Origin of the sequence: Actinomadura miaoliensis (assembly GCF_039536785.1) — a bacterium.
GTDB classification, from domain to species: Bacteria; Actinomycetota; Actinomycetes; order Streptosporangiales; family Streptosporangiaceae; genus Spirillospora; species Spirillospora miaoliensis.
The window spans coordinates 22,566-45,936 of record NZ_BAAAZG010000004.1 but is presented as its reverse complement, the minus strand read 5'-3'; the positions used below and the strand labels follow the sequence as shown (position 1 = coordinate 45,936).

The following is a 23,371-nucleotide window of genomic DNA, read 5'->3' as shown; positions in this document are numbered from 1 at the left end:
CGGCCGCCGTGGTGCCCGCAGACCGGGGCGGGAGACAAAGCCCAACCAGTCCGATCGGCAAGGGATAATGCTGTCATGCGATTGTCCGCCCGGGTCGACTACGCGCTGCGTGCCGCCGCGGAGCTGGCTGTGGCCGGGAGTCACCCGGTGACAGCGGTCCAGCTCGCCGAGGCGCAGCAGATCCCGCCCAAGTTCCTCGAGAACATCCTCGGCCAGCTGCGCCGCTCCGGACTGGTCCGCAGCCAGCGCGGCCCCGAGGGCGGTTACTGGCTGGCCAGGCCGGCCGACCAGATCTCCCTGGCCGACATCATCCGCGCCATCGACGGGCCGCTGCTGGGAGTGCGGGGCGAGCGTCCCGAGCACGTCGGCTACGAGGGCCCGGCCCGTTCGCTGCAGGAGGTGTGGATCGCGCTGCGCGCCAGCGAGCGCAACATCCTGGAGCGGGTCTCCCTCGCCCACATCGCGTCGGGCGAGCTGCCCGAGCCGGTGCGCAAGCTGACCGAGGACCCCGCCGCCTGGGAGAGCCCGTCCTTCATCTGAGGGACGCACCATGCCCGAGGGCGACGTCGTCTGGCAGACCGCCCGGCGCCTGCACGAGGCGCTCGCCGGGCGTCCGCTGACGCGCAGCGACTTCCGGGTGCCCCGGCTGGCGACCGCCGACCTGCGGGGACGCACCGTCCTCGAGGCCGTCGCGCGCGGCAAGCACCTGCTCGTGCGCGTCGACGGCGGCGTCACCGTCCACACGCACCTGATGATGGAGGGCGTGTGGCGCGTGCGCCGGGCCGCCGGGCCTCCCCCGCGCGACCACCGCATCCGCCTGGTCCTCGGCAACGCCGAATGGCTGGCGCTCGGCTACTCCCTCGGCGTCGTGGAGCTGCTGCGCACCGCCGAGGAGCACCGCGCCGTCGGGCACCTCGGCCCCGACCTGCTGGACGCGGCGTGGGGCCCCGGCCCCGCCGCCGAGGCCGTCCGGCGGCTTGAGGAGCGGCCCGCGCGCCCGATCGGCGAGGCGCTGCTCGACCAGACCCGCCTGGCCGGGGTCGGCAACGTCTACAAGGCCGAGGTGCTGTTCCTGCGCGGCGTCCACCCCTGGACGCCCGTCGGCGACGTCCCCGACCTGCCGGGGCTGGTGGAGCTGGCGCACCGGCTGCTGGACGCCAACAAGGCCCGTTACGGCCACATCACCACCGGCGACCGGCGTCCCGGCCGCGAGCACTGGGTCTACGGACGCGCGGGCCGCCCCTGCCGCCGCTGCGGCACCCGCGTGGAACGCGCCGACCAGGGCCCGGACGCCGCCGAACGCGTCACCTTCTGGTGTCCGCGCTGCCAGCCCGCCCCGGCGGGCGGCACCCCGTAGCTCCCCCCGAGGCCGGCGGTCGGCGCCCGCCGGGGTCGCGCGAGCCCCCGGGCGGGTCGCCGCCTTCTGGCGATCCTCCGCCGCGCGGAAGGTGAAGTCAATTCTCGGGTTCGCTTGCCAATCCCCAAGCTCTACCTTGGACGGCATGACGTTGGACGACCTTCGGGTGTTCGTGGCCGTGTGCGAGGCGCAGAGCCTGAGCGCGGTGGCGCGGGAGATGTCGTGCAGCCAGTCGGCGGTCAGCCAGCACGTCAAGCGGCTGGAACGGGAGACCGGCCTGGTGCTGCTGGAGCGGCGGCCGCGCGGGGTGGTGCCCACCCGGGCGGGGCAGATCCTGCGGCGCGCGGCCGCCGAGGGCCTGGCCGGGCTGGACGCGGCGCTGCGGCAACTGGACGACCTGCGGCGCGGCCGGGGCGGCACGGTGCGGATCGCGACCGGCGCGACCACCGTGCGGCACTTCATGGCGGCGGGCGTGGCGGTGTTCCGGGACCGCCACCCCGACGTGACGCTGCAGTTCCAGACGGCCAACTCCAGCCGCCGCTGCCTGGAGGCGGTGCACGCCCACGACGCCGACCTGGCGTGGGTGACGATCGGCCCGCCGGTGGACGGGATCGAGCAGCGTCCCTCGTACCGGATGCCGTGGGTGCTGGCGGTGCGCGCGGACGCGCCGCTGGCGCGCCGCGAGTCGGTCTCGCTCGCCGACCTGGCCGGGACCCGGCACATCGAGCTGCCCGAGCAGTCGACGTCGCGCGGGCATCTGACGGGGCATCTGGAGCGGCACGGCGTGCGCCTGGACTCCACCACGAGCGTGGCCGACTGGGACACCGCGCTGCTGCTGGCCGAGCTCGGGCTCGGGCACGCCGTCCTGCCCGCGCTGCCCGGCTGGACGCGCAGCCCCCGGGGCGACGTTCGGCTCGTGCCGATCCCGGAGCTGCCGCCGCTGGCGGCGGGCTGGGCGGCGCGCAGCTGGGACGCCCTCAGCCCGCTCGCCGTGGAGTTCGCCGATACCGTCCTCGCCCACCTGCCCAAGGCGCCGTGAACGAGGCGGGCCCGGGGCCTGCCGCGGCACGTCCGTGACACCGTGCCGGGCAGGCCCGCCGTGACGGCTCCGTGGCGGCCCGGAGCCGTCACGGAAGCGGGCGGTCACGGCAGCGAGACCATCGACGGGCCCTCGCTGGTACCGACGTTGGGAATGAGGTCCTGGGGATCCCAGGTCACCCCGTCACGGGTGGCGGAGTGGTAGACGCCGGGGTCTCCGTCCATCCCCTTCCACACCATGTGCAGACGGCCGCCGAGCACGCCCAGAACCGGCGTGTGGCTCGTCCCGACACCGCTGATGTGGTTCTGCGGCTCCCATTTCGTTCCGTCCGGACTGGTGGAGTGGTAGATGCCGGAGTCGGCGTCCATTCCCTTCCACACCATGTGCAGCAGGCCGTCGAACACGGCCAGGGACGCGCCGTGACTCGTGCCGACGCCCTCCACGTGGTTCTGCGGCTGCCAGTTGACGCCGTCGATGCTGCTGGAGTGGTAGATGCCCGAGTCCGCTCCCATCCCCTTCCAGACCATGTGCAGCACGCCGTTGAACACGGTGACGAACGGGCCGTTGCTGGTCCCGACGCCGCCGATGAGGTTCTGCGGCTGCCAGCCGAGGCCGTCGGCACTGGTGGAGTGGTAGATGCCCGAGTCCGTCCCGATGCCCTTCCACACCATGTGCAGCACGCCGTTGGACGCGGTGATGGACGGCTTGTGGCTCGTCCCGACCGCCGGCACGAGATTCTGCGGCCGCCAGTTGGCGCCGTCGGCGCTGCTGGAGTGGTAGATGCCGGGGTCTCCGTCGAGGCCCTTCCACGCCATGTGCAGCAGGTCGCCGTGCTCGGTGACGGACGCACCGCTGCTGGTGCCGACGAAGGGCAACAGGATCTGCGGCGTCCACTGCTGCCCGTCACCGGTGGACGACACGTAGAGCCCCGGGTCGCCGCCGATGCCCTTCCAGGCGCGGAAGAGCGCGGGCCTGAGCAGCTGGCTGGTGCCTATGGACGCGCGCGGCCCGTCCAGCGCGGCCTGCATGCGCACCGTCTGCCCCTTGGTGAACATGAACATGCAGGCGTCGTCGGTGTAGTCCATGTAGTTCATGAACATGTCGCCGCTGGGCGCGTTGCCGCACGTGATGTGCGGGAACTGCGGGCAGCCGAAGTTGGGCCCGGCCTGGTTGGGGGTGTCGTCGACCTGGTCGGAGCCGGTGCACGCCGTACCGTCGTCGCCCCAGATGTGGAAGAGGTTCAGCCAGTGCCCGACCTCGTGCGTCGCGCTGCGGCCGAGGTGGAACGGCGGGGCGGCCGTCCCGGTCGTACCGAACGCCGTGTAGGTGATGACGACGCCGTCGGTGTCCCTCGGCCCGCCGGGGAACTGCGCGTAGCCCAGCAGCCCCCCTGCCAGCCGGCACACCCAGATGTTGAGGTACCGGTCGCTGGGCCAGGCGTCGGCGCCTCCCTGGGCGGCGTGCTTGACCGAGTCGTCGGTGTCGAACGCGGCGACGGTGGTCTGCGTGCGCGTGATGCCGTTGGTGGGGTTGTCGAGCGGGTCGCGGGTGGCGAGCCGGAACTCGATGAAGGCGTCCCCGACCAGCGGCTTGAACGCGTCGGGGACGTTGGCGACGTCCGGGTTGAGTTTGCGGAAGTCGCGGTTCAGGACGTCGATCTGGCTGCGCACCTGCGCGTCGTCGATGTTCTGCACGGGGGTCTGGAAGACGACGTGCACGACGGTGGGAATGACGGTCACGCCCAGGCGCTCCTCGGCCCGGCGGGCCGTCCGGAACCGCTGGGCGTGCGTCTCGATCTCCGCTCTGGCCACGGCGTACCCGGGACGTTCGGTCAGCAGCCTGCGGTGGACGTCCATCGTGCCGCAGCGGCGCTGCGCGGGCATCGGGGTGCCGGTCTCGCCGACGGTCATCTCACTCACCTTCCCGTCGGGTGGTTCGCTGAGAGCGCGTTATCCGCGCGGGATGACGAGCAGCCGATCCGGAGACGATTCCAGGATTTCGAGGGTCGTTTCCCTGGGCCGCTCGCCGGGAAAGGACAGGCGCACGCGGTCCGGGGTTTCGGCCCGCCATCGGCCGGTCCTCGTGCGCGGCCGGTCGTCGGGTCCGGAATAGTGTTCGACCGCGGTTCCGTCGTCCCGCAGTTCGAACCCGTGCCGGCCGCGTGAGCGCGGGAACGGGAAGTCGGCCGGCCGGTAGACCCGGACGTCGCCGTGGTCCTCCTCATGGGAGTGCAGCCAGCGTTTCCCGCTCCATTCGGGCATGTCGCTATCACCCCGCCTTCCGAAGCCCCCGTGCGAGGCGTCACCTGTCGCGCGCGTCCGCGCCCTACAGAACGGCCACGCGAGGCGCGATTCACCTCACGTCGACAACGACGTCAACGTGTGCATTTTTCTCAGAATAGGGCGACGAACGACATATCTGTCAACCGCGAAATGCCATTGTCGATTACTTTCCGAAGACCTGAATCTCGATCGGGGCCGCCATTGCCGGAAGCCCGGCGGGGCGGCCCTCCGAACAGACGGGACAGGCGAATCCGCGAGTTTGCCCGGTCCTTGCCCGGCCTCGTCGACGACCGGCCGGAATGAATCGTTCCGGCGGGGCGCGAGGACGACCTGCGGGTGTTCAGGGGATGAGCGGCCGGACCTGCTCGGCGGCGAAGCGCACGAATCCCTCAAGGTCGGGCTCGTCGGCCGTGGGCTGCAGGACGACCGTGTCGGCGCCCGCGTCCGCCAGCCGCGCCACCGCGTCGGCGACGGCCGCCGCGTCCCCGGCCGCCCCGAACGGCGTCCGCGACGCGTTGCGGTCGAACTCGGCTTCGAGCCGTGCGGCCGCGTCCGGCCCGGTGGCGGCGTGCAGGTAGACGACGATCTCGTGGTCCCCGGTGCGCCCGGCCGCCGTCCGTCCCTCTTCGACCAGCTCGCGCGCCCGGCGCAGCGCGTCCGGCTCGGTGTCGGCGGTGAGCACCGTGCCGTCGGCGCACTCGCCGGTCAGCCGCAGCGTGCGCGGCCCCGTCGCCCCGGCCAGGATCGCCGGCGCGGTGGGCGGCGGCCAGTCGAGCGCGACGTCGTCGAGCCTGACGTACCGGCCGTCCGTGGTGACGCGCTCGCCGCGCAGCAGCGCCCGCATCGCCGTCAGATGCTCGCGCAGCAGCGTCATCGGTGACTCGGCGCGGGCGCCGACCTGCTCCATCCACTCCTGGACGCCGTGCCCGACCGCCAGCGCGACGCGTCCCGGGAACAGCCGGTGCAGCGTGGCGGTCTCCATCGTGGCCAGCGCGACGTTGCGCAACGGCACCGGCAGCAGACCCACGCCGACGCGCACCCGCCGCGTCCACGCCAACGCGGCGGCGGCCGAGGCAACGCCGCTCTCGAAGAAGCAGTCCTCCCACAGCCACAGCTGTTCGAGCCCCGCCTCGTCGGCGGCCACCGCGACGTCGCGCAACCGCTCCGGCGGCACCTGCGGCCGGAACACCACACCCAGACCAGTCATGTGATCATCGTGCCCGAGTCCGGCTCCCCTCAGCGAGCGGATATCCCCGCCGGATCCGCGACGCAATTCCCATGGCCGTCCCGAGGCCGGCGCGTCGGCCGCCGCGGTGAACGCGGGCTCATGTGGCACTTGTGACACAGTCCGTTGGTGCTCAGGGAAGAACCCCCTGACCGTGAAAGCGTGTCATACGGCGCGGAGGGCCCCGTTCATCCTTGCGACGACGCCGTGAGGAAGGAGAGGGCCATGCGAGCGAGCGACGTTCCCGCGCCGCGGCTTGAGGCGCTGGTGGTGCCCGGGATCGAGCGGGCGGTCGGGCATGTGCGGCGCTGGCTGAGCGACGTGCTCGGACCCGACCATCCGGGGCTGTACGACTGCTCGGTGTGCGTGTCGGAACTGATGACCAACGCGCTGCGCCACACCGACTCCGGGCTCGGCGGCAGCATCCGGGTCGAGCTGGTCATCGGGCGGGAGCGGGTGCGGGGGGAGGTCACCGACGACGGCGGCGCGGAATCGGTGCCGCGCGTGCTGGACGCGGGTGACGGGGTACGGGGGCGGGGCCTGCGGATCGTGGAGGCGTACTCGCTGGCGTGGGGCGTGCGGCGCCGGGGCCACGGATTCACCGTCTGGTTCGTCCTGGACGCGCGGTGACACCGTGAGGGGGACACAGCGGGCCGGGCCCGACACCGTGACGGGAACGCCCTAAGCGCGTGCTCTGACGCGGTAGTGGTAGCGGGAGCGGGGCACGAAGCCCGCGCGCGTGTAGAGGGCCTGGGCGGCCGTGTTGCGTTCGGTCACGCATAGGTAGGCACGGCGGGCACCCTGGGCGCGTCCGTGGTTGAGCAGGGCGTGCAGCACTTCGCGGGCGAGTCCTTGGCGGCGCGCGTGGGGGGCCGTGGCCATGCAGTAGACGCCGAGCCAGTCGCCTTGGAGGACGGCGCGCCCCACGCTGTCACCGAGCGTGGCGTACGCGGCGGGCACCCCGGTGATGATGCCGGTGGCGGCGGGCAGCGCGTCGGGGTGGCGGCCGTCGACCGACCACCAGGTGTCCAGCCAGGTGCCGGACGGCGTGCCGGCGACCGCGACCTCCCGGGTGACGGGACGGTCGGCGGCCAGGTCGGCCGTCATGACCAGGGTCGGGTCGGCGACGGTGTAGCCGCGACGCTGCAGCATGTCGTCCAAGCCGGAGGGACGCGACCAGGGGCTGACGGAGAACACCGCCGGAAGGCCGCGGTCGTAGTAGAAGCGCTCGGCGGCCTCCACGGCGGCGGGCAGGTCGGGGGGCTCGGCGGCGGGCCAGACGGAGTTGGCGCGTTTGGTGACCCCGTGCGCGTACCGCAGCCGCCAGCCGTGCGCGTCCTCCACGTGCGCGGCGGGCCACGCCTGGTCGACCAGCCGGTCGAAGACCGTCACCGGCCCCTCCTCATGCGAAGCCCCGGCCGCTCCCGGCCGGGGCTTCGGCGTTGGACGATCGTGGACGTCGCGCCACCCGGAATCACAGCTGGGCCTGGAACATCCAGTGCTGCATCTCCAGCTTGCTGGTGGCCTCGATGAGCAGGTCCTGGGTGACCGGGTCGGGCTCGTCGGTGGCCCGCACGCGCTCGCGGAACCGCTCGATCAGCTGGGCCAGCACGTCGGTCATCGCGGCCACCACCTTGTCGTCGGCCACGTAACCCGGCTCCAGCTGCTGGATCGGGGTGCGGTCGGCGACGGTGCGGGCCCGGCCGTCGGGGTTGATCCCGAGGGCGATGGCGCGCTCGGCCATCTCGTCGGTGTACGTGCGGGCCAGCTCCACGACCTCGTCGAGGTGCTCGTGGACGACCTTGAAGTTGCGGCCCGTCAGGTTCCAGTGGGCCTGCTTGGCGAACAGCGACAGATCGATCATGTCGACGAGGGCGCCCTGCAGCGCCTCCGCCACGACCTTGCGAGCCTCATCACCCAGCGGGCTCTTGACCGTTGCCATGTCGGGCTCCTTCCGCGTCACTTGACCGGTATCGGCGTCAACAGTGGAAGGCTCCCCACAATTGCCATGTTCACCCGTGAGAACGCCCACATCAGGCGGTATCACCCCACGTCACCTCAAGGCACAGGGGTCACGGCACAAGGGGCATGGGCGTACCAGGCAGGGCACGGGCGTACGCCGCGCGCCGGGCGGCCGGGGCGGGCCGCCGTGTGTCCGTGCTAGGCCGCGACCATGTCGGCGCGGAACTCGCCGGTGATCTCCTCCGGGGTGGCCGGGATGCGTTCGGACGGGATCCGCTCGTCGGAGATGCGCTCGTGCTCGGGCGGTGCGCCCGCCAGCACCGGCTCGTGCTGGAGCTCGGCCAGGGCCAGCTGGTCCGCCACTTCACGAAGAACGTGCGACAGCGGGACCCCCAGGGCCTTGCAGATCGAGGAGAGCAGTTCCGAAGAGGCTTCTTTCTGTCCCCGCTCGACCTCGGAGAGGTAGCCGAGGGAAACCCGTGCCGCCGCGGACACCTCGCGGAGGGTGCGTCCCTGGCGCAGCCGCAGCTGCCGCAGTACGTCACCGAGCAGCTGGCGAAGCAGGACCATCGTCTCGCTCCCTCCCTCAGTGTGGACCATCTGACGGTTCCACCGTACCCGCCTTGGACGCGGGGGTGGCAGACCGTGGATTTCGTGTTCGCTTGGAACGTAACGCTGTAATCAGCCCTAGACTTCCCGATCTTCGCGAGCGTCGCCGCCGCCGAGAGCCGCCTCCCACCGCACCGGCAAGCCCAGCAGGACGCGTCGCAGCAGCTCAAGCGCGTGCACGACGGTCATCCGGCGGATCATGCCGCGCGCCTCGGCACCGGTGCCGGGCACGGGAAGTCGCGGCTCGATCACCACGGGCGGTCCTTCGGGGCCGGCAACGCCGACGAAGACGGTGCCGACGGGACGCCCGTCCTGCGGGTCGGGACCCGCGACGCCGGTGACCGCCACGCCGTAGGTCGCGCCGAGGCGTTCCCGCACGCCGGAGGCCATCGCCGCGGCCACGTCCGGATGCACCGCGCCGTGCCGGGCCAGCAGATCGGCCGGGACGCCGAGCATCGTCTGCTTCAACAACGTGGAGTACGTGACCATTCCCCCGGCGTACGTCGCCGACGAGCCCGGCATCCCGGTGAGCTCGGCGCCGATCAGCCCCCCGGTCAGGGACTCGGCGGTCGCGACCGTCGCCGACCGCTCGGCGAGCAGCCGGTGCACGACCCGGTCCAAGGTCTCGTCGTCCACGCCGTAGACCGCGTCCGGGCCGAGCAGTCCGCGGACGCGCCGCTCGACGTCGTCGAGCCGGTCCGGCGCGGCGGTGACGCGGACCCGCACCTCGGCGGGCGCGGGCAGGTACGCCACCGCGACGCCGTCGAGGGCCTCCACCGGGGCCAGCGCGGCGGCGAGCTCGGACTCCCAGATGCCGGCGGTGCGCAGGACGCGGCGGGCCTGCGGGAGGTCGTGGCCCCGGGACCGTGCGACGCCCGTCAGCTCCGGCAGCACGACCTCCTCCATGATCGTGCGCATCTCGGACGGGACGCCCGGCAGCGCGTACACCGTCCCGCCCGGCAGCCGCACCCGCAGGCCCGGGGCGCTGCCCGCCGAGTTGGCCAGCAGCCCGGCGCCCTCGGGGACGTCCGCCATGCGCAGCGCCATCGGCCGCAGCTCGCGCCCGGCCGCGGCGACGCGCTCGCGCAGCCGCCGCTCCAGCACCGGGTCGCGGACGAGCACCACGCCCGCCGCCTTGGCCAGCGCGTCCCGGGTGACATCGTCGTTGGTCGGGCCGAGGCCGCCGGTGGTGATGACCGCGTCCGCCCGGCCGAGCGCCTCGGTGACCGCCTCGACGATCACGTCGAGCTCGTCGCCGACGACCACGCTGCGCGTCACCTCGAGGCCGTGGTCGGTCAGCCGCCGCCCCAGCCACGCCGCGTTGCCGTTGACCGTGTCGCCGAGCAGCAACTCGTCCCCGACGGTGAGCAACTCGACCCGCATCGCGTCCCCTCTCCCCAGCGGTGAGCACCGAATCTACTCGCGCCGCGACGGCCTGCCGGGGATCGGGGCGGCGGGACAGCGGCGGGACGACACGCCGCGGGCGACCCGCCGATGGGGCGATCCTGATCGTCAGCACATCCCGGGCGCGCGGCCGCACTGAATCCTTTCAATCGTGCGGGACGGCCGAACCGCCCGACGGGTTGACCGTGGAACGTGTCCGGAACAGGCCGATCGGAAGCATTGTCGGACCCTGACGAGGACGGTTAGGACTGACCACAATATTGGTCATCCGTCTCCCCGAGAACTCATGACACATCCCGCGAAAACGCTCCCCGCCCCGGCCGCCGACATCGACCGCCACTGGATCGGCTCGCTGGCCCGGGTCGACCGTCTCACCTCCCGCCAGCTGGAGGTCTTCCTGCTGCTCGGCAGGGGGATGTCCAACCGTCAGATCGCGCTGGCGCTGGAGGTGAGCGAGCACACCGTCAAGGCCCACATCGCCAAGGTCCTGAGAACCCTCGGCCTGGAGTCGCGCCTGCAGGCCGGGCTGGCCGCCCTGCTCCACCAGCAGCGCGACTCGCCCGGGTGAACACACGCCGACAGCCGGGGAAGGCCGCCCGCCTCATGCTCCACCCATTGGAATCGCCCTGGTCAGCGCGCTTGTCAGAATAGGGGCCATCGAGAGCATTCGACGGCTTCATCCAAAAGGATAATTGCGGCGCCACGCCTGATGACCGAGGCTGGAGACGTCCGTCCAGCACGAAGGGCGTCCGGAGCGCCCTCCACAGTTCTCCCCGGCGGGTCCAGGGCGACGGCCCGCCGGGGACTCCCCGCTCGCCCCGGGAGACCCGAGAGACCCCGGGAGACACCCGCGCCGGGCACCTGCGCGCCTAGTGGACCAGGCGGCGCAGGGTGGTGCCCAGGCGGTGGGCGTAGACGCGTTGGAAGAGCGGGGCCAGGGGGCCCGCCGCGCGCATCTGCCAGCCGGCGGGGCGGCTGAACGAGGTCACCTGGAGCCACACGTCGTCCATGTCGTCCAGCTCCACCACGAACGACTCCTCCCCCGTGGCGGGATGCCCCGGCAGGGTGCCGTAGCCGAAGCCCGCACGACGTTCACCGTCCTCGGCCCACACGACCCGGCACGGCGCCGACAGGCTCAGCGGGCCGACGCCCATACGCGACTCGACGTGCACGCCGGGCGCGGCCCGCGGCGCCGACGCGTCGATGCGCACGCCCGCCGCACGGTGCATCCAGAACTCCAGGACGGCGTCGGCCGCCTCCCGCATCGCGCGCGGCCCCGAACCGACCAGGGCGCGGTGGCGCAGGTGCCGGTAGCCGCCGGGCAGGGCGCCGCGTTCGGTGGCGCCGACCTCGGCGTACGTCAGCCCCGTCACGGCACCTTCCCCGACGGCGCCGGACGCGCGGCGCGGCGCAGCCGCCACGCCTGGACGACGTAGTCCACGCCGGTCACCACCGTCACCGCCACGGCCGCGCCCATGGCCGCCCAGCGCACCGGGTCGAACGGGCCGGGCAGGATGTACAGGCCGATCGCGATGACCTGCAGCAGCGTCTTCAGCTTGCCGCCCTTGCTGGCGGGGATCACGCCGTAGCGGATCACCACCAGGCGCAGGACGGTGATGCCGATCTCCCGGGTGAGGATCATTCCGGTGACCCACCACCACAGCTCGCCGTGCACCGACAGGCCGATCAGCGCCGCCCCGGTCAGCGCCTTGTCGGCGATCGGGTCGGCGATCTTGCCGAAGTCGGTGACCAGGCCGCGGCTGCGGGCCAGATCGCCGTCGATCTTGTCGGTGACGGAGGCCACCGCGAACGTCGCGAACGCCGCCAGCCGCCAGGCCGTGCCGTCCTGGAACAGCAGCCACACGAACACCGGCACCATGAGGATGCGCAGCATCGTCAGGCCGTTGGCGATGTTGTAGACGCTGGCCTGCGGAGTGGACGAACCGGAGGCGCCGGGCGGCCCCGCCGAGCCCGCCACCGGGTCGGGCGCTCCGGCGATCATGACATGTCCGCCACGAGGTCGACGCCGTCGCTGCCGGTCACGGTGGCCGTGACGATGTCGCCGAGGGCCGCCCCGGTGGCGCCGCGCACGACGACCGTGCCGTCCACCTCGGGCGCCTGGTGGGCGGCGCGTCCCTCGAACGCGCCGTCCGGCGTCTTGTCCTCCAGCAGCACCTCGACCCGCGTCCCGACGCGCTCCTCGGCGCGCTGCGCGGTCAACTCCTCGGCCAACGCCGACACCTCCTCCACCCGGGCGGCGACCTCCTCGGGCGGCAGCTTGCCGTCCAGGGTCGCGGCCTCGGTCCCGTCCTCGTCGGAGTACCCGAAGACGCCCGCCGCATCCAGCCGGGCGGCGGACAGGAACGCGACCAGCTCATCGAGGTCGTCGTCGGTCTCGCCGGGGAATCCGACGATGAAGTTGGACCGCACGCCCGCCTCCGGCGCCAGCGCGCGGACGCGGTCGAGCAGCTCCAGGAAGCGCTCCCGGTCGCCGAAGCGGCGCATCCGGCGCAGCACCGGCCCCGCGGCGTGCTGGAACGACAGGTCGAAGTACGGCGCGACGCCCGGGGTCTGGCAGATCGTCTCGATGAGGCCGGGACGAAGCTCGGCGGGCTGCAGGTAGCTGACGCGCACCCGCTCGACGCCGTCCACCGCCGCCAGCTCGGGCAGCAGCTTCTCCAGGGCGCGCAGGTCGCCCAGGTCCTTGCCGTAGGAGGTGGAGTTCTCGCTGACCAGCACCAGCTCGCGCACGTCGTGCCCGGCCAGCCAGCGCGCCTCCGCCAGCACCTCGGCCGGGGGACGCGACACGTACGCGCCGCGGAAGGCGGGGATCGCGCAGAACGAGCAGCGGCGGTCGCAGCCGGACGCCAGTTTCAGCGGCGCGACCGGCCCGCCGCCCAGCCGGCGCCGCAGCACCCGCGGCCCGGACGCCGGGGCGACGCCGTCGGGCAGGTCCGCGGGCGCGCCGTGCCCGGGGACCGCGACGGCCGAGGCGGACGCCGACCGCTCCACGGGCGAGATCGGCAGCAGCGTGCGGCGGTCACGCGGGATGTGCGGGGTGAGCCGGCGTCCGGCGAGCACGTCGTCCAGCCGCTCGCCGATCGCGGAGTAGTCGTCGAAGCCGAGCACCGCGTCGGCCTCGGGCAGCGCCTCGGCCAGCTCCCTGCCGTACCGCTCGGCCATGCAGCCCGCCGCCACGACCTTGGCGCCCGAGTCGTGCGCGGCCAGCAGCGTGTCGATGGAGTCCTTCTTGGCCGCCTCGATGAAACCGCAGGTGTTGACCACGACCACGTCGGCGTCGTCGGCGTTGTCGGTCAGGCCCCACCCCGACTCCTCCAGGCGGGCGGCGAGCTCTTCGGAGTCCACCTCGTTGCGCGCGCATCCGAGTGTGACGAGGGAGACCGTGCGGCGTATGGACATGTCCTAACGGTAACGGGCCGCGGGCCCCGCGCAGACCGCTCGGGGGCACCCCGCCCGAACCGGCGGATCAGGCGGCGTCGGGGTCGTTGGGCGTGAAGCTCAGCCGGACCACCCCGCCGTTCTGGTCAGGGGTGCCCAGGTTCTTGCCGTTGACGGTCAGCCGCACCCCGGAGCTGTTGCCGATGATGACGCTGATCTTCTTCTTGGCCGTCCACTCGCGCGACTGCCCGGGACGCAGCGTGCCGCTGAACAGCTCACGGCCCTTGTCGCCCTGCACGCTCAGCCACGTGTTGCGCCGCGCCTGCACCGCGAGCTGGACGTTCTTGCGCGGCGCCACGGCCACCGGCTCCTCGGCCCGCTGCGTGCGCGTGGGTGACGGGGAGGCCGCGGGCAGCTCGGGCGACCCGGCAACCTGCCGGGCGGTGCGGTGCGCGGAGTCGCCGCTGAACACCTGGAACACCCCGTAGATGACCACGAGGGCCAGGGCCAGGGCCATCGCCGCGCTCCAGTTCGGCGCGCGGCGCTCGCGGAACGGCACCGGGTTCTCCGGCTCGAACGCGGTGACCGCGGAGATCGGCGCGGGGGCGCCGCCGTGCATGGCGTCGAACTCCTGCACCAGCGGCTCCGGATCGATGCCGATCACGCGGCCGATGCTGCGGATGTGCCCGCGGGCGTAGAAGTTGCCGCCGCAGGCGCTGAAGTCGTCGCGTTCGATGCCGCGGATGACGGTCTCGCGGATCCGGGTTCTCAGGCTCACCTGCGTGACGGTGAGACCGGCCTGCTGACGCTCCCTCGCCAAGGTCTCACCAATGCTCACGCCGGGCCTCCCTGAGAGCGCGCCATGGACCGTCCCCACACTCCTGTGACACCAGTCTAGAAATCGCAATGCCCGCTGGGCGACAGGCAACACGTTCGAAACTGGGCAAGATTTCGCATCAATCCGCCATGCCGACGAGGGAAACGACACCGAAGGAGTCGTCCCTCCGCCGCCCCCGCCGACCAAAGATCATTTTCGGTATGGCGAGGGATTTATGGCGGATTGTCCGCGAACGCGGGCGACGGACGGAGCAGCCGCGCCGCCCGCGGTGGGGCGATCGTATGCGATCATCACGGTCCGGCGGCGGGTGTTCTCCCATGATTCTCCGCGCGGTTCACGATTCGCCGCGCAGTTTGGCCAGCACCTCCGCCAGCTCGTCCGGTTTGGTGAGCACGTCCCGCGCCTTGGAGCCCTCGCTCGGACCGACGATGCCGCGGCTCTCCATCAGGTCCATCAGCCGGCCCGCCTTGGCGAACCCCACGCGCAGCTTGCGCTGCAGCATCGACGTCGACCCGAACTGCGTGCTGACCACCAGCTCGATGGCCTGCAGCAGCAGGTCCATGTCGTCGCCGATCTCCTCGTCGATCTGCTTCTTCGGGCCCGCCGCCTCGGTGACGTCCTCCCGGTAGGCGGGCTCCATCTGCTTCTTGCAGTGGTCGACGACGGCGTGGATCTCCTTCTCGGAGACGAACGCGTTCTGGATGCGCATCGGCTTGCTGGCGCCCATCGGCAGGAACAGCGCGTCGCCCTGCCCGACCAGCTTCTCCGCGCCCGGCTGGTCGAGGATGACGCGGCTGTCGGCCAGCGAGGAGGTGGCGAACGCCAGCCGGGACGGCACGTTCGCCTTGATCAGCCCGGTCACCACGTCCACGCTGGGCCGCTGGGTGGCCAGCACCAGATGGATCCCGGCGGCGCGGGCCAGCTGGGTGATGCGCACCACCGAGTCCTCGACGTCGCGCGGCGCCACCATCATCAGGTCGGCCAGCTCGTCCACGATCACCAGCATGTACGGGTACGGCTGGTAGACGCGCTCGCTGCCGGGCGGCGCGGTGAGCCGTCCCGCCCGCACCGCCTTGTTGAAGTCGTCGATGTGCCGGAACCCGGACGCGGCCAGGTCGTCGTAGCGGCGGTCCATCTCCCCGACCACCCACTCCAGCGCCTCGGCGGCCTTCTTCGGGTTGGTGATGATAGGGGTGATCAGGTGCGGGATGCCCTGGTACATGGTCAGCTCGACCCGCTTGGGGTCGACCAGGATCATCCGCACCTCGTCCGGGGTGGCCCGCATCAGCACCGAGGTGATCAGCCCGTTGATGCAGGTCGACTTGCCGGCGCCGGTGGCGCCCGCGATGAGGATGTGCGGCATCTTCGCCAGGTTCGCCACCACCGTGCGGCCCTCGACGTCCTTGCCCAGCCCCACGACCATCGGGTGCTGCTCGTTGGTCGCGGCGGGCGAGCGCAGCACGTCGCCCAGGCTGACGATGTCCTTGTCGACGTTGGGGATCTCCACGCCGATCGCGGACTTGCCGGGGATCGGGGAGATGATCCGCACGTCCGCGCTCTTGACCGCGTAGGCGATGTTCTTGGTCAGCGCGGTGACCTTCTCGACCTTCACCGCCGGGCCCAGCTCGATCTCGTACCGCGTGATCGTCGGCCCCCGGGTGAACCCGGTGACCTGCGCGTCGATGTCGAACTGCTCCAGCACCCCGGTGAGCGCCTGCACCACCGTGTCGTTGGCCTTGGTGCGCGGCTTGGCCGCCGTGCCGGGACGCAGCACCGCCGGCGAGGGCAGCTCGTAGATCTCCCCCGACGACGAGAGCGGCAGCTGCTCGGCGCGGCGCGGCGCCGGGGTCGGGTCCGGCACCTCGGCGGCGGCGTGCGGCTCGGACACCGCCTCGGTCACCGGCTCGGGCTCCGCCGGCGGGTCGGGGACGGCCGCGGGAGGCGCCGGCGAGCCGAACGGGTCGGGGCCGAACAGGTCGTCGGCCAGATCCGGTTGCGGCGCGGTCTTCTTCGGCTTCTCCTCCAGGACGGGGGTGTCGTACGGCTTGGAGTGCTCGCCGACCTCCAGCTCGTCGTCGTCCCGCTGCGTCTTCTTGCGGCGGCGTTTGGGCTTGGGCGCCTCGTCGCCCTCGTCCGCGGCGGCGGGGCGCCGTCCGGGACGCTCCGGGCGTCCCTGCAGCGTCGCCACCGACCACAGGTCGTGCAGCCGCTCGGGCACCCGGTTGATCGGCGTGGCCGTGACCACCAGCAGCCCGAACGCCGACAGCAGGATCAGCAGCGGCACCGTCACCCATCCGCTGAGCGCGGCCTCCAGCGGCGCGGCGGCCAGCCAGCCGACGACGCCGCCCGCCGCCCGCACGCCCTCCATGTCCTTGGCCGGGGACGGGCCGCCCGCGGCGATGTGCAGGATGCCCAGCACGCCGACGCCCAGCGCCGTCATGCCGATGACGATGCGCGGGTTCTCCTCGTTGTGCTCGGGATGGCGCAGCACCCGCCAGGCCAGCACGGCCAGCAGCACCGGCAGGCCCATGCAGACCACGCCGAGGCCGCCGCGCACCACCTGCTCCAGCGCCTCGGTGAGCACGCCGTCGGGCCGCCACCACGTCACCGAGGCCAGCACGATCGCGCCGCCCAGCAGCGCCAGGCCCAGGCCGTCGCGCTGGTGCTCGGCGTCCAGGTCGCGGGCGCCGCGCCCGTACGCGCGGAACACCGACCCGACCGTCACCGCCAGCAGGTGGTAGAGCTTGAACAGCAGCGTGAACAGACCGACGAACAGCTGCGAGAACGGACCGGGCTGCTGCGGGGGGCGTTTGGCCGACCCGCGTCCGCCACCGCCCCGGGCACCGCCGCTCGGACGCTTTCGCGGAGCCGGCGAGCCGGAGGGTTTGCGCGCCGCGGCCGACCGGGTGCGCGACGACCCCGAGGCCGCTTTGCCACGCCCAGCAGCCCCCTTCGCTCCCCCGGACGCACGTGTGGCCATGATGCTGAGACTAGCCAAGCACCTCACGGGTTCCGCGAGCACCGACGGCGGCGTGTTGCACACCCGTCCCTCACGACCTCCCCCGCCCGGACGTCGCGCCGGGCGGGGCTTCGAGGGGCGGGCGAGGCCCTGCCCCGGGCGCTCAGAGCTCGACGACCACCGGGACGATCATCGGGCGGCGCCGGTAGCTGTCGCTGACCCATTTGCCGACCGTGCGCCGGATCAGCTGGCTGAGCTGGTGCGAGTCGTTGATCCCGTCGGCGGCCGCGTCCCGCAGCACCGCCTCGATCCGGTCCAGCACCTCGTCGAAGTCCTCGTTGACGATGCCCGCGCCGCGCGCGTGGATCTCCGGACCGGCCAGCAGCTTGCCCGAGGTGGAGTCGACGGCCACGACGATGGAGACGAACCCCTCCTCGCCGAGGATCCGGCGGTCCTTCAGCGACGTCTCGGTGACCTCGCCGACCGACAGCCCGTCGACGTACACGTATCCGGCGGGCACCGCGCCGACGATCCGGGCCCGGCCGTCCACCAGGTCGACCACCACACCGTCCTCGGCGATGACGATGTTGTCGTCCGGCACGCCGGTCAGCGAGGCGAGCTTGGCGTGCGCGCGCAGGTGCCGCCACTCGCCGTGGATCGGCAGGAAGTTGCCGGGCTTGGTGACGTTCAGGACGTACAGCAGCTCACCGGCCGGGGAGTGCCCCGACACGTGCACCAGCGCGTTGCCCTTGTGCACCACGCGGGCGCCCCACCGGGTCAGGCCGTTGATGACCCGGTTGACCGACTCCTCGTTGCCGGGGATCAGCGAGGACGCCAGCACCACCGTGTCGCGCTCGGTGACGCGGATCTGGTGGTCGCGGTTGGCCATCCGCGACAGCGCCGACATCGGCTCGCCCTGCGAACCGGTGCACACCAGCACCAGCCGGTCCGGCGGAACGTTGTCGATCTCCTTCTGCTCCACCATGATCGCTTCGGGCACGTTGAGGTAGCCCAGCTCGCGGGCCACGCCCATGTTGCGCACCATCGAGCGGCCGATGAAGCACACCTTGCGGCCGTTGGCGACCGCCGCGTCCAGCACCTGCTGCACGCGGTGCACGTGCGAGGCGAAGCACGCCACGATGATCCGCTCCTGCGCGGTGCGGAACACCTCGTCGATCACCGGGCCGATGTTGCGCTCGCTGGTGACGAACCCGGGCACCTCGGCGTTCGTCGAGTCCGACATCAGCAGGTCGACGCCCTCGGCGCCCAGCCGCGCGAACCCCGGCAGGTCGGTCAGCCGCCCGTCCAGGGGCAGCTGGTCCATCTTGAAGTCGCCGGTGTGCAGCACCAGGCCGGCGGGGGTGCGCACCGCCACGGCGAGCGCGTCCGGGATGGAGTGGTTGACGGCCAGGAACTCGCACTCGAACGGCCCGAACGTCCGCCGCTCGCCCTCGCCGACCTCGATCAGCACCGGCTTGATGCGGTGCTCGGCGAGCTTGGCGGCCAGCAGCGCCAGCGTCAGCCGCGACCCCACGACCGGGATGTCGGGCCGCTCGCGCAGCAGGTACGGGACGGCGCCGATGTGGTCCTCGTGACCGTGGGTGAGGATGAGCGCGTCCACCGCGTCCAGGCGGCCGCGGATGTACTCGAAATCGGGCAGGATCAGGTCGACGCCCGGTTGCTCGGTCTCGGGGAACAGCACCCCGCAGTCGACCACCAGCAACCGCCCGTCGAACTCGAAGACGGTCATGTTGCGGCCGATCTCGCCCAGCCCGCCGAGCGCGACGACGCGCAGCCCGCCCTCCGCCAACGGCGGCGGAGAAGAAAGATCCGGGTGCGGATGACTCACGCATTGACCTCCGGAACACTTGCCTCCGGCACTTTTACTCCCCCAATCATCAGGTCTTCCCGCAGACGCGCCGCGAACTCGGGCGAGGCGTCCACCAGCGGCGCGCGGACGGTGCCGCCGGGCAGCCCCAGCAGGTTCAGCGCGGCCTTGACGGCGATGGCGCCCTGCGTACGGGTCATGATCGCGGTGACGACGGGCAGCAGCCGGCGGTGGATCGCCAGGGCCCGCTCCCGGTCGCCGGCGCGGTACGCCTCGATCATCTCATGCAGATCCGCGCCCACCACGTGGCCGATCACGCTGACGAACCCGGCGGCCCCCACCGCCAGCCACGGCAGGTTGAGGGCGTCGTCGCCGGAGTAGAACACCAGCGGGCTGGCGGCCATCACCTGCGACCCGGCGAACAGGTCGCCCTTGGCGTCCTTGACCGCCAGGATGCGCGGGTGCTCGGCCAGGCGCAGCAGGGTGTCGGTCTGGATCGGCACCCCGGTGCGGCCCGGGATGTCGTACAGCATCACCGGCAGCCCGGTGGCGTCGGCCACCTCGGTGAAGTGCCGCAGCAGGCCCTCCTGCGGCGGCTTGTTGTAGTACGGCGTGACCACCAGCAGTCCGTGCGCTCCGGCGGCCTCGGCCTGGCGGGCCAGCTCGGCGCTGTGCGCGGTGTCGTTGGTCCCGGCACCGGCGACGACCATCGCGCGGTCGCCGACCGCGTCCGCGACGATGCGTACCAGCTGCTGTTTCTCGGCGTCGCCGGTGGTGGGCGACTCGCCGGTCGTCCCGTTGACGACCAGGCCGTCACAGCGCTGCTCGTCGACCAGATGGGCCGCCAGCCGGGCGGCTCCGTCGTAGTCGACACGGCCGTCGGGCAGGAAGGGGGTGACCATCGCGGTCAGCATCCGCCCGAACGGAGCGTCACTCGTTGTGCTGGGTGCCATGCAACGAACGGTACCGCTACGGCGGGGCCCCGTGGACCCGCAGGTCCCTCCACCCCGAGGGGGTGTCCGACCAGGTCCGCCCGGGCGCGGCGACGCCGGCGCGCGACGGGGGGCCGCGACGTGGAAGAAGCCGTCGCCACACGCTCGGGGGTACGCGTGGCGACGGCTTCTCTGACGCACATGGTTGCACGCGAATTACGCGTTCCGGGTCCAGTCCGGCCACTATCCGGACTCGATCGGATAACGCGGGGAGGCGGCGCCGGAGGCCGGGGGCCGCGGCCGGGCGATCACCATGCGGGAAATCATGGCCATTTGCAGGGTTTGCCGACTTTCATCCGGTTTCCTGGTCGGGCACGCCGCTGAGCTGCTGCAACCGGGAGCGCAACTCCTCCACGTCCGGGGTCCGGACGAGCTCGTTGCCCCGGACCGCCCACCAGTGCCCGGACCCGCCCCTGCCGATCCGCCACCCGGCGAACTCGGCCGACAGCTCGCCGATGCGGTCGGCGTCGCGCCACGCGGTCTGCTGAAGTCTCATCGGCCTCGTTCCCCCACTTCCTTTTTGTCCGGCTTGCACTCCGCACGATGCTTACCCGACGCCCCCGGCTCCGCAACAACCGGGTTGAACAGGCAGAACGCGCGTTTGGGAACGTGACAAGGGCCCTTTCCTAGCCGCTAAGGTTTCCTGACGTTTCGGGCAGCCAACTCGCCCGGTAAAGGCCCCATTCACGCGCGTCGGTCGTCCACTCGGCGTAAACGCCCACGCCGTAGGGCCGCGCCGGCGGACGTTCCAGCTCGTCCAGGCCGCGCCGCACCCCCCGCAGCGCGACCGACAGGTCCTCGGCCCAGTCCATGAGCGGCCGGTACGTCGGGACGCCCATGAACACCGTCGTACGGTCGCCGATCAGCTCCAGGGTGCGCCGGGTGTGGCGGGCGAAATGCCATCCCGCCAGCGACTTCGTCGGCAGCGACACGTCGTAGGTCATGATCGCCACCTGGTCGGCCCGGTCGGCGACCGCCCGCAGGTACTCGGCGGTCGGGCGCGACGGGTAGTGCACGGTGCCGTGACGCGGGATGAACGTCTTGTAGACGGGCTGGGCCGCGTCCACCAGCGTGGGCTGCTCCAGCGCCACCGACAGCACCCGGCCGCGGCCCCTGGTCAACTCCCGGGTGCGCTCCAGCAGGTCCAGGAACGCGCTGTCGTCGGGGTAGATGGGCTCGAAGTCGTAGTGGATGCCGTCGAAGCCCAGGTCCAGGAAGATCCGGTCGGTGTCCAGCACCCGTGCGCGCACGGCCGGGTCGTCCAGGTCGGTGACGCCGTGCCCGTCCACCTTGCGGATCTGCCCCAGGTACGCCTGGGCGCGCACGCCCGGCGCGTACCGCCGCATCGCCTTGATGAGCTCCCCCGCGTTGCGGTACTTGGCGGACGGCACCGTGCCGTCGGCCTCGAACGGCCCGGCGTGGAAGAACACGTCGGTGATGTGGTTCTCCCGCAGCAGCCGCGCCAGGTCGCGGTACTCCTGTTCGGTGTGCGGCTCCCCCACCCACTGGTGCCGCGCCCACAACCCGTTGACCAGCGTGCCCCGCGCTTTGGGCTCAGGCTGCCACCACGTCCACGCCCCTGCGACCACCAGGGCCACCAAGCCCAGCACGTAGGCACAGCCCCACAACGCCACCTTCACAACCCGCCGCACCGCCCACCCCTCACCAAGAGACAACCTCAGAACAAAAGCCCCACCCCATCACAAACACGCGACCGCCCGCCGACCCGACGGCGGCAGGCGCTGCGTACCCGAGGCTCGAGCGCAGCCGGGCGGTCGCACGATCACGCAGAGCTGCGGCCGCCACGCACGGCCGGGTCCCGCTCAGCGGCGAGTCCGCGCGCCGCAGGTCCGCTTCGGGGGGCGAGCCGGTGTACTGCTTGGTCACCATCGGGTTCCCCAGTCACTGAAAAGTGCGTTCTTCCACGTCAGCGGTCACTCTCTTACAGTTCCCCCGTAACCACGAGAGAGCGAGGGCCCCGCGGCTCTCTGACGAGGAGGCGACATGGCCATCACCCTGGTGGACCCCGAAGGACTGCCGAAGATCGACGTCTACCGGCAGGTGTCGATCGCCACCGGGTCGAAGCTGGTGTTCATCGCCGGGCAGGTCGCCTGGGACGCCGGCGGCGTCACCGTCGGCGAGGGCGACCTCGCCGCTCAGGTCGAGCGGTGCTACCTCAACGTCGGTGCCGCCCTGGCCGGGGCCGGTGCCTCCTTCGATGACGTGGCCAAACTGACCGCCTACGTCGTCGACTGGACCCCCGACAAGATGCCCCTGTTCCTGGAGGGGATCGCTCGGGCGGCCGCGAAGCTCGGGGGCACTCCGGTGCCGCCGGCCACGCTGGTGGGCGTCGCGGCGCTGGACGTCCCCGAGCATCTGGTGGAGGTGGAGGCCACCGCGGTCATCGACTGAACGGCCATTGACTGAACAGAGACCGCTCAGAACACGGGGATGATGTCCTCGGGGTCGATGACGTCGACGTCGATGCCGTCGATGTCCAGTTCGGGGATGGCGGGGAACTCGATGCCCCAGCGTTCGACGATGGCGCGGACGCGGGCCATCGCGAGCCTCCAGTTCTCCGCCTGCTCCTCGTGGGACAGGATGCCGAGGCCGGCGTCGCGGGCGTGGTCCATCAGCACGCGGTGGTTGGCCAGGAAGTACGGCGGCAGGTCCCAGAAGCCTTCCGGGGGCTCCCAGAGGATCATGGAGAGGAAGACGAAGCCGGCGCGCAGCTGCCTGGTGATCTGGCCCTTGACGTCCTCGCTCAGGCCGGGCCACTCCTTCTCCAGGATCGTCATGCAGATCTGCAGGTGACGGGACTCGTCGCGGCCGATGCGGTGGAACATCTCCCGGAAGACGGGGTGCCGGGTGCCCGACGACATGCCGCGGAACAGCGTCGAGGCGGCCATCTCGCCCATCATGAAGCTGGTGAACAGGACGGCGAGCGGGTACTTGCGCACGGCGCCGTTGTAGCCCTGCCAGTACCTGCCGCCATTGTAGTACAGCCAGCCGATGTTGTTGTGCGCGGCCCTCTCCAGGTCGGTGCGCGGCGTCCAGTCGAGGGGCCCGCCCGGCCACATCCGGGCGATGGCGCGCTGGCAGCACTCCTCGTGGTTCATCTCGTCACGGGTGATCGAGAAGAAGCACTTGCGGACCGGGTCCTCCTCGTGCTGCTCGAACGCCTGGATGGTGGCGCGGGCGAACACCGCGGGGCCGGAGGCGTCGAAGTTGGCCAGCACCGCGAACCAGTACATGATCCCGAGCCGCTGCCGCGCGGTGAAGTCGTCCGCGCGCAGGTCGTCCCACGGCAGCTCGGCCGGGTTCCAGACGGTGCGCTTGGACTTCTCGTAGATCGCGGCCAGCTTGGCGGTCTCGACCCGCCACTGCATCGGGTAGATGTTCGGCTGCGGGATGCGCGGCGCCGGCCAGAACCCGTCGTCGGGGACGGTGAGGCCGTCCGGCGGTTTCGCGGACATG

23 protein-coding genes are annotated in these 23,371 nt (G+C 72.0%); 6 read left to right on the top strand and 17 right to left on the bottom strand.

The annotated features are described in order from the left end of the window. Positions 1-75 precede the first annotated feature (75 nt). The 3 genes from ABD811_RS07215 (at position 76) to ABD811_RS07205 (ending at position 2,396) form a co-directional block, all read left to right on the top strand. The gene (locus ABD811_RS07215; protein WP_344942716.1) at positions 76-540 is read left to right on the top strand and encodes an RrF2 family transcriptional regulator; all 465 of its coding nucleotides are present in this window, start codon (positions 76-78) and stop codon (positions 538-540) included. Between the two features lie 10 nt (positions 541-550). After that, positions 551-1,357 (top strand): DNA-formamidopyrimidine glycosylase family protein, encoded by an 807-nt coding sequence (locus ABD811_RS07210; RefSeq protein ID WP_344942713.1) that lies wholly within the window; start codon positions 551-553, stop codon positions 1,355-1,357. Between the two features lie 145 nt (positions 1,358-1,502). Continuing rightward, entirely contained in the window at positions 1,503-2,396 is an 894-nt protein-coding gene (locus ABD811_RS07205) for a LysR family transcriptional regulator (RefSeq protein WP_344942710.1), read from the top strand. Positions 2,397-2,500: 104 nt separating this feature from the next. Here the strand turns inward: ABD811_RS07205 and ABD811_RS07200 are convergent, their stop codons facing one another. The 3 genes from ABD811_RS07200 to ABD811_RS07190 form a co-directional block, all read right to left on the bottom strand. Continuing rightward, positions 2,501-4,306: a M43 family zinc metalloprotease gene (locus tag ABD811_RS07200; RefSeq protein WP_344942707.1), complete on the bottom strand. Its 1,806-nt coding sequence runs from the start codon at positions 4,304-4,306 to the stop codon at positions 2,501-2,503. 39 nt (positions 4,307-4,345) lie between these two features. Next, positions 4,346-4,657, bottom strand: coding sequence for a hypothetical protein (locus ABD811_RS07195; RefSeq protein WP_344942704.1), 312 nt, complete (start codon positions 4,655-4,657; stop codon positions 4,346-4,348). Positions 4,658-5,018: 361 nt separating this feature from the next. Continuing rightward, a complete protein-coding gene (locus ABD811_RS07190) occupies positions 5,019-5,885 on the bottom strand; it encodes an LLM class flavin-dependent oxidoreductase (RefSeq protein WP_344942701.1) in 867 nt (288 codons plus the stop codon). 243 nt (positions 5,886-6,128) lie between these two features. Between ABD811_RS07190 and ABD811_RS07185 the strand changes: the two genes are divergently transcribed. Beyond that, positions 6,129-6,533 (top strand): ATP-binding protein, encoded by a 405-nt coding sequence (locus ABD811_RS07185; protein WP_344942699.1) that lies wholly within the window; start codon positions 6,129-6,131, stop codon positions 6,531-6,533. 51 nt (positions 6,534-6,584) lie between these two features. On the opposite strand, the gene ABD811_RS07180 is transcribed toward ABD811_RS07185, so the two are convergent. From ABD811_RS07180 to ABD811_RS07165, 4 genes are all read right to left on the bottom strand, one after another. Further along, positions 6,585-7,295 carry a GNAT family N-acetyltransferase gene (locus ABD811_RS07180; RefSeq protein WP_344942696.1) on the bottom strand — a complete coding sequence of 237 codons (711 nt, stop codon included), beginning with the start codon at positions 7,293-7,295 and terminating at the stop codon, positions 6,585-6,587. An 82-nt stretch (positions 7,296-7,377) separates the two neighbouring features. Continuing rightward, entirely contained in the window at positions 7,378-7,845 is a 468-nt protein-coding gene (locus ABD811_RS07175) for a Dps family protein (RefSeq protein WP_344942693.1), read from the bottom strand. Between the two features lie 218 nt (positions 7,846-8,063). After that, positions 8,064-8,435, bottom strand: coding sequence for a helix-turn-helix domain-containing protein (locus ABD811_RS07170; protein WP_285493106.1), 372 nt, complete (start codon positions 8,433-8,435; stop codon positions 8,064-8,066). Between the two features lie 117 nt (positions 8,436-8,552). Beyond that, a complete protein-coding gene (locus ABD811_RS07165; RefSeq protein WP_344942687.1) occupies positions 8,553-9,857 on the bottom strand; it encodes a CinA family nicotinamide mononucleotide deamidase-related protein in 1,305 nt (434 codons plus the stop codon). A 307-nt stretch (positions 9,858-10,164) separates the two neighbouring features. Between ABD811_RS07165 and ABD811_RS07160 the strand changes: the two genes are divergently transcribed. After that, the gene (locus ABD811_RS07160; RefSeq protein ID WP_344942684.1) at positions 10,165-10,446 is read left to right on the top strand and encodes a helix-turn-helix domain-containing protein; all 282 of its coding nucleotides are present in this window, start codon (positions 10,165-10,167) and stop codon (positions 10,444-10,446) included. 301 nt (positions 10,447-10,747) lie between these two features. Here ABD811_RS07160 and ABD811_RS07155 read toward each other — a convergent pair whose 3' ends face one another. The 9 genes from ABD811_RS07155 to ABD811_RS07115 form a co-directional block, all read right to left on the bottom strand. After that, positions 10,748-11,251 (bottom strand): DUF1990 domain-containing protein, encoded by a 504-nt coding sequence (locus ABD811_RS07155; RefSeq protein WP_344942680.1) that lies wholly within the window; start codon positions 11,249-11,251, stop codon positions 10,748-10,750. Continuing rightward, positions 11,248-11,880, bottom strand: coding sequence for a CDP-diacylglycerol--glycerol-3-phosphate 3-phosphatidyltransferase (gene pgsA, locus ABD811_RS07150; RefSeq protein WP_344942678.1), 633 nt, complete (start codon positions 11,878-11,880; stop codon positions 11,248-11,250). Before pgsA ends, ABD811_RS07155 begins: the two co-directional genes overlap by 4 nt. Further along, the gene (rimO, locus tag ABD811_RS07145) at positions 11,877-13,298 is read right to left on the bottom strand and encodes a 30S ribosomal protein S12 methylthiotransferase RimO (protein ID WP_344942675.1); all 1,422 of its coding nucleotides are present in this window, start codon (positions 13,296-13,298) and stop codon (positions 11,877-11,879) included. The genes pgsA and rimO overlap by 4 nt, the downstream gene beginning before the upstream one ends. A gap of 67 nt (positions 13,299-13,365) precedes the next feature. Further along, positions 13,366-14,055 (bottom strand): helix-turn-helix domain-containing protein, encoded by a 690-nt coding sequence (locus ABD811_RS07140; protein ID WP_425549375.1) that lies wholly within the window; start codon positions 14,053-14,055, stop codon positions 13,366-13,368. A gap of 394 nt (positions 14,056-14,449) precedes the next feature. Next, positions 14,450-17,095, bottom strand: a complete 2,646-nt coding sequence (locus tag ABD811_RS07135) for a DNA translocase FtsK (RefSeq protein WP_344942669.1) — start codon at positions 17,093-17,095, stop codon at positions 14,450-14,452. A gap of 142 nt (positions 17,096-17,237) precedes the next feature. Beyond that, positions 17,238-18,923, bottom strand: a complete 1,686-nt coding sequence (locus tag ABD811_RS07130) for a ribonuclease J (protein WP_344942665.1) — start codon at positions 18,921-18,923, stop codon at positions 17,238-17,240. Further along, positions 18,920-19,855 (bottom strand): 4-hydroxy-tetrahydrodipicolinate synthase, encoded by a 936-nt coding sequence (gene dapA / locus ABD811_RS07125; RefSeq protein ID WP_344942663.1) that lies wholly within the window; start codon positions 19,853-19,855, stop codon positions 18,920-18,922. The genes ABD811_RS07130 and dapA overlap by 4 nt, the downstream gene beginning before the upstream one ends. Before the next feature lie 331 nt (positions 19,856-20,186). Next, positions 20,187-20,390 carry a hypothetical protein gene (locus ABD811_RS07120; RefSeq protein ID WP_344942659.1) on the bottom strand — a complete coding sequence of 68 codons (204 nt, stop codon included), beginning with the start codon at positions 20,388-20,390 and terminating at the stop codon, positions 20,187-20,189. 130 nt (positions 20,391-20,520) lie between these two features. After that, positions 20,521-21,546, bottom strand: coding sequence for a glycoside hydrolase family 18 protein (locus ABD811_RS07115; RefSeq protein WP_344942657.1), 1,026 nt, complete (start codon positions 21,544-21,546; stop codon positions 20,521-20,523). 352 nt (positions 21,547-21,898) lie between these two features. Here ABD811_RS07115 and ABD811_RS07110 point away from each other — a divergent pair, with 352 nt between their 5' ends. Continuing rightward, positions 21,899-22,306: a RidA family protein gene (locus ABD811_RS07110; protein WP_344942654.1), complete on the top strand. Its 408-nt coding sequence runs from the start codon at positions 21,899-21,901 to the stop codon at positions 22,304-22,306. A gap of 26 nt (positions 22,307-22,332) precedes the next feature. Here ABD811_RS07110 and ABD811_RS07105 read toward each other — a convergent pair whose 3' ends face one another. After that, the gene (locus tag ABD811_RS07105) at positions 22,333-23,370 is read right to left on the bottom strand and encodes a hypothetical protein (RefSeq protein ID WP_344942651.1); all 1,038 of its coding nucleotides are present in this window, start codon (positions 23,368-23,370) and stop codon (positions 22,333-22,335) included. Between the last annotated feature and the right edge of the window lies 1 nt (position 23,371).

What these genes read in the sequence shown, in the direction of transcription:
- ABD811_RS07215 (WP_344942716.1), top strand. Translation starts at nt 76, where the DNA reads ATGCGATTGTCCGCCCGGGTCGACTACGCGCTGCGTGCCGCCGCGGAG.
- ABD811_RS07210 (WP_344942713.1), top strand. Translation starts at nt 551, where the DNA reads ATGCCCGAGGGCGACGTCGTCTGGCAGACCGCCCGGCGCCTGCACGAG.
- ABD811_RS07205 (WP_344942710.1), top strand. Translation starts at nt 1,503, where the DNA reads ATGACGTTGGACGACCTTCGGGTGTTCGTGGCCGTGTGCGAGGCGCAG.
- ABD811_RS07200 (WP_344942707.1), bottom strand. Translation starts at nt 4,306, where the DNA reads ATGACCGTCGGCGAGACCGGCACCCCGATGCCCGCGCAGCGCCGCTGC.
- ABD811_RS07195 (WP_344942704.1), bottom strand. Translation starts at nt 4,657, where the DNA reads ATGCCCGAATGGAGCGGGAAACGCTGGCTGCACTCCCATGAGGAGGAC.
- ABD811_RS07190 (WP_344942701.1), bottom strand. Translation starts at nt 5,885, where the DNA reads ATGACTGGTCTGGGTGTGGTGTTCCGGCCGCAGGTGCCGCCGGAGCGG.
- ABD811_RS07185 (WP_344942699.1), top strand. Translation starts at nt 6,129, where the DNA reads ATGCGAGCGAGCGACGTTCCCGCGCCGCGGCTTGAGGCGCTGGTGGTG.
- ABD811_RS07175 (WP_344942693.1), bottom strand. Translation starts at nt 7,845, where the DNA reads ATGGCAACGGTCAAGAGCCCGCTGGGTGATGAGGCTCGCAAGGTCGTG.
- ABD811_RS07170 (WP_285493106.1), bottom strand. Translation starts at nt 8,435, where the DNA reads ATGGTCCTGCTTCGCCAGCTGCTCGGTGACGTACTGCGGCAGCTGCGG.
- ABD811_RS07165 (WP_344942687.1), bottom strand. Translation starts at nt 9,857, where the DNA reads ATGCGGGTCGAGTTGCTCACCGTCGGGGACGAGTTGCTGCTCGGCGAC.
- ABD811_RS07160 (WP_344942684.1), top strand. Translation starts at nt 10,165, where the DNA reads ATGACACATCCCGCGAAAACGCTCCCCGCCCCGGCCGCCGACATCGAC.
- pgsA (WP_344942678.1), bottom strand. Translation starts at nt 11,880, where the DNA reads ATGATCGCCGGAGCGCCCGACCCGGTGGCGGGCTCGGCGGGGCCGCCC.
- rimO (WP_344942675.1), bottom strand. Translation starts at nt 13,298, where the DNA reads ATGTCCATACGCCGCACGGTCTCCCTCGTCACACTCGGATGCGCGCGC.
- ABD811_RS07135 (WP_344942669.1), bottom strand. Translation starts at nt 17,095, where the DNA reads ATGGCCACACGTGCGTCCGGGGGAGCGAAGGGGGCTGCTGGGCGTGGC.
- dapA (WP_344942663.1), bottom strand. Translation starts at nt 19,855, where the DNA reads ATGGCACCCAGCACAACGAGTGACGCTCCGTTCGGGCGGATGCTGACC.
- ABD811_RS07120 (WP_344942659.1), bottom strand. Translation starts at nt 20,390, where the DNA reads ATGAGACTTCAGCAGACCGCGTGGCGCGACGCCGACCGCATCGGCGAG.
- ABD811_RS07110 (WP_344942654.1), top strand. Translation starts at nt 21,899, where the DNA reads ATGGCCATCACCCTGGTGGACCCCGAAGGACTGCCGAAGATCGACGTC.
- ABD811_RS07105 (WP_344942651.1), bottom strand. Translation starts at nt 23,370, where the DNA reads ATGTCCGCGAAACCGCCGGACGGCCTCACCGTCCCCGACGACGGGTTC.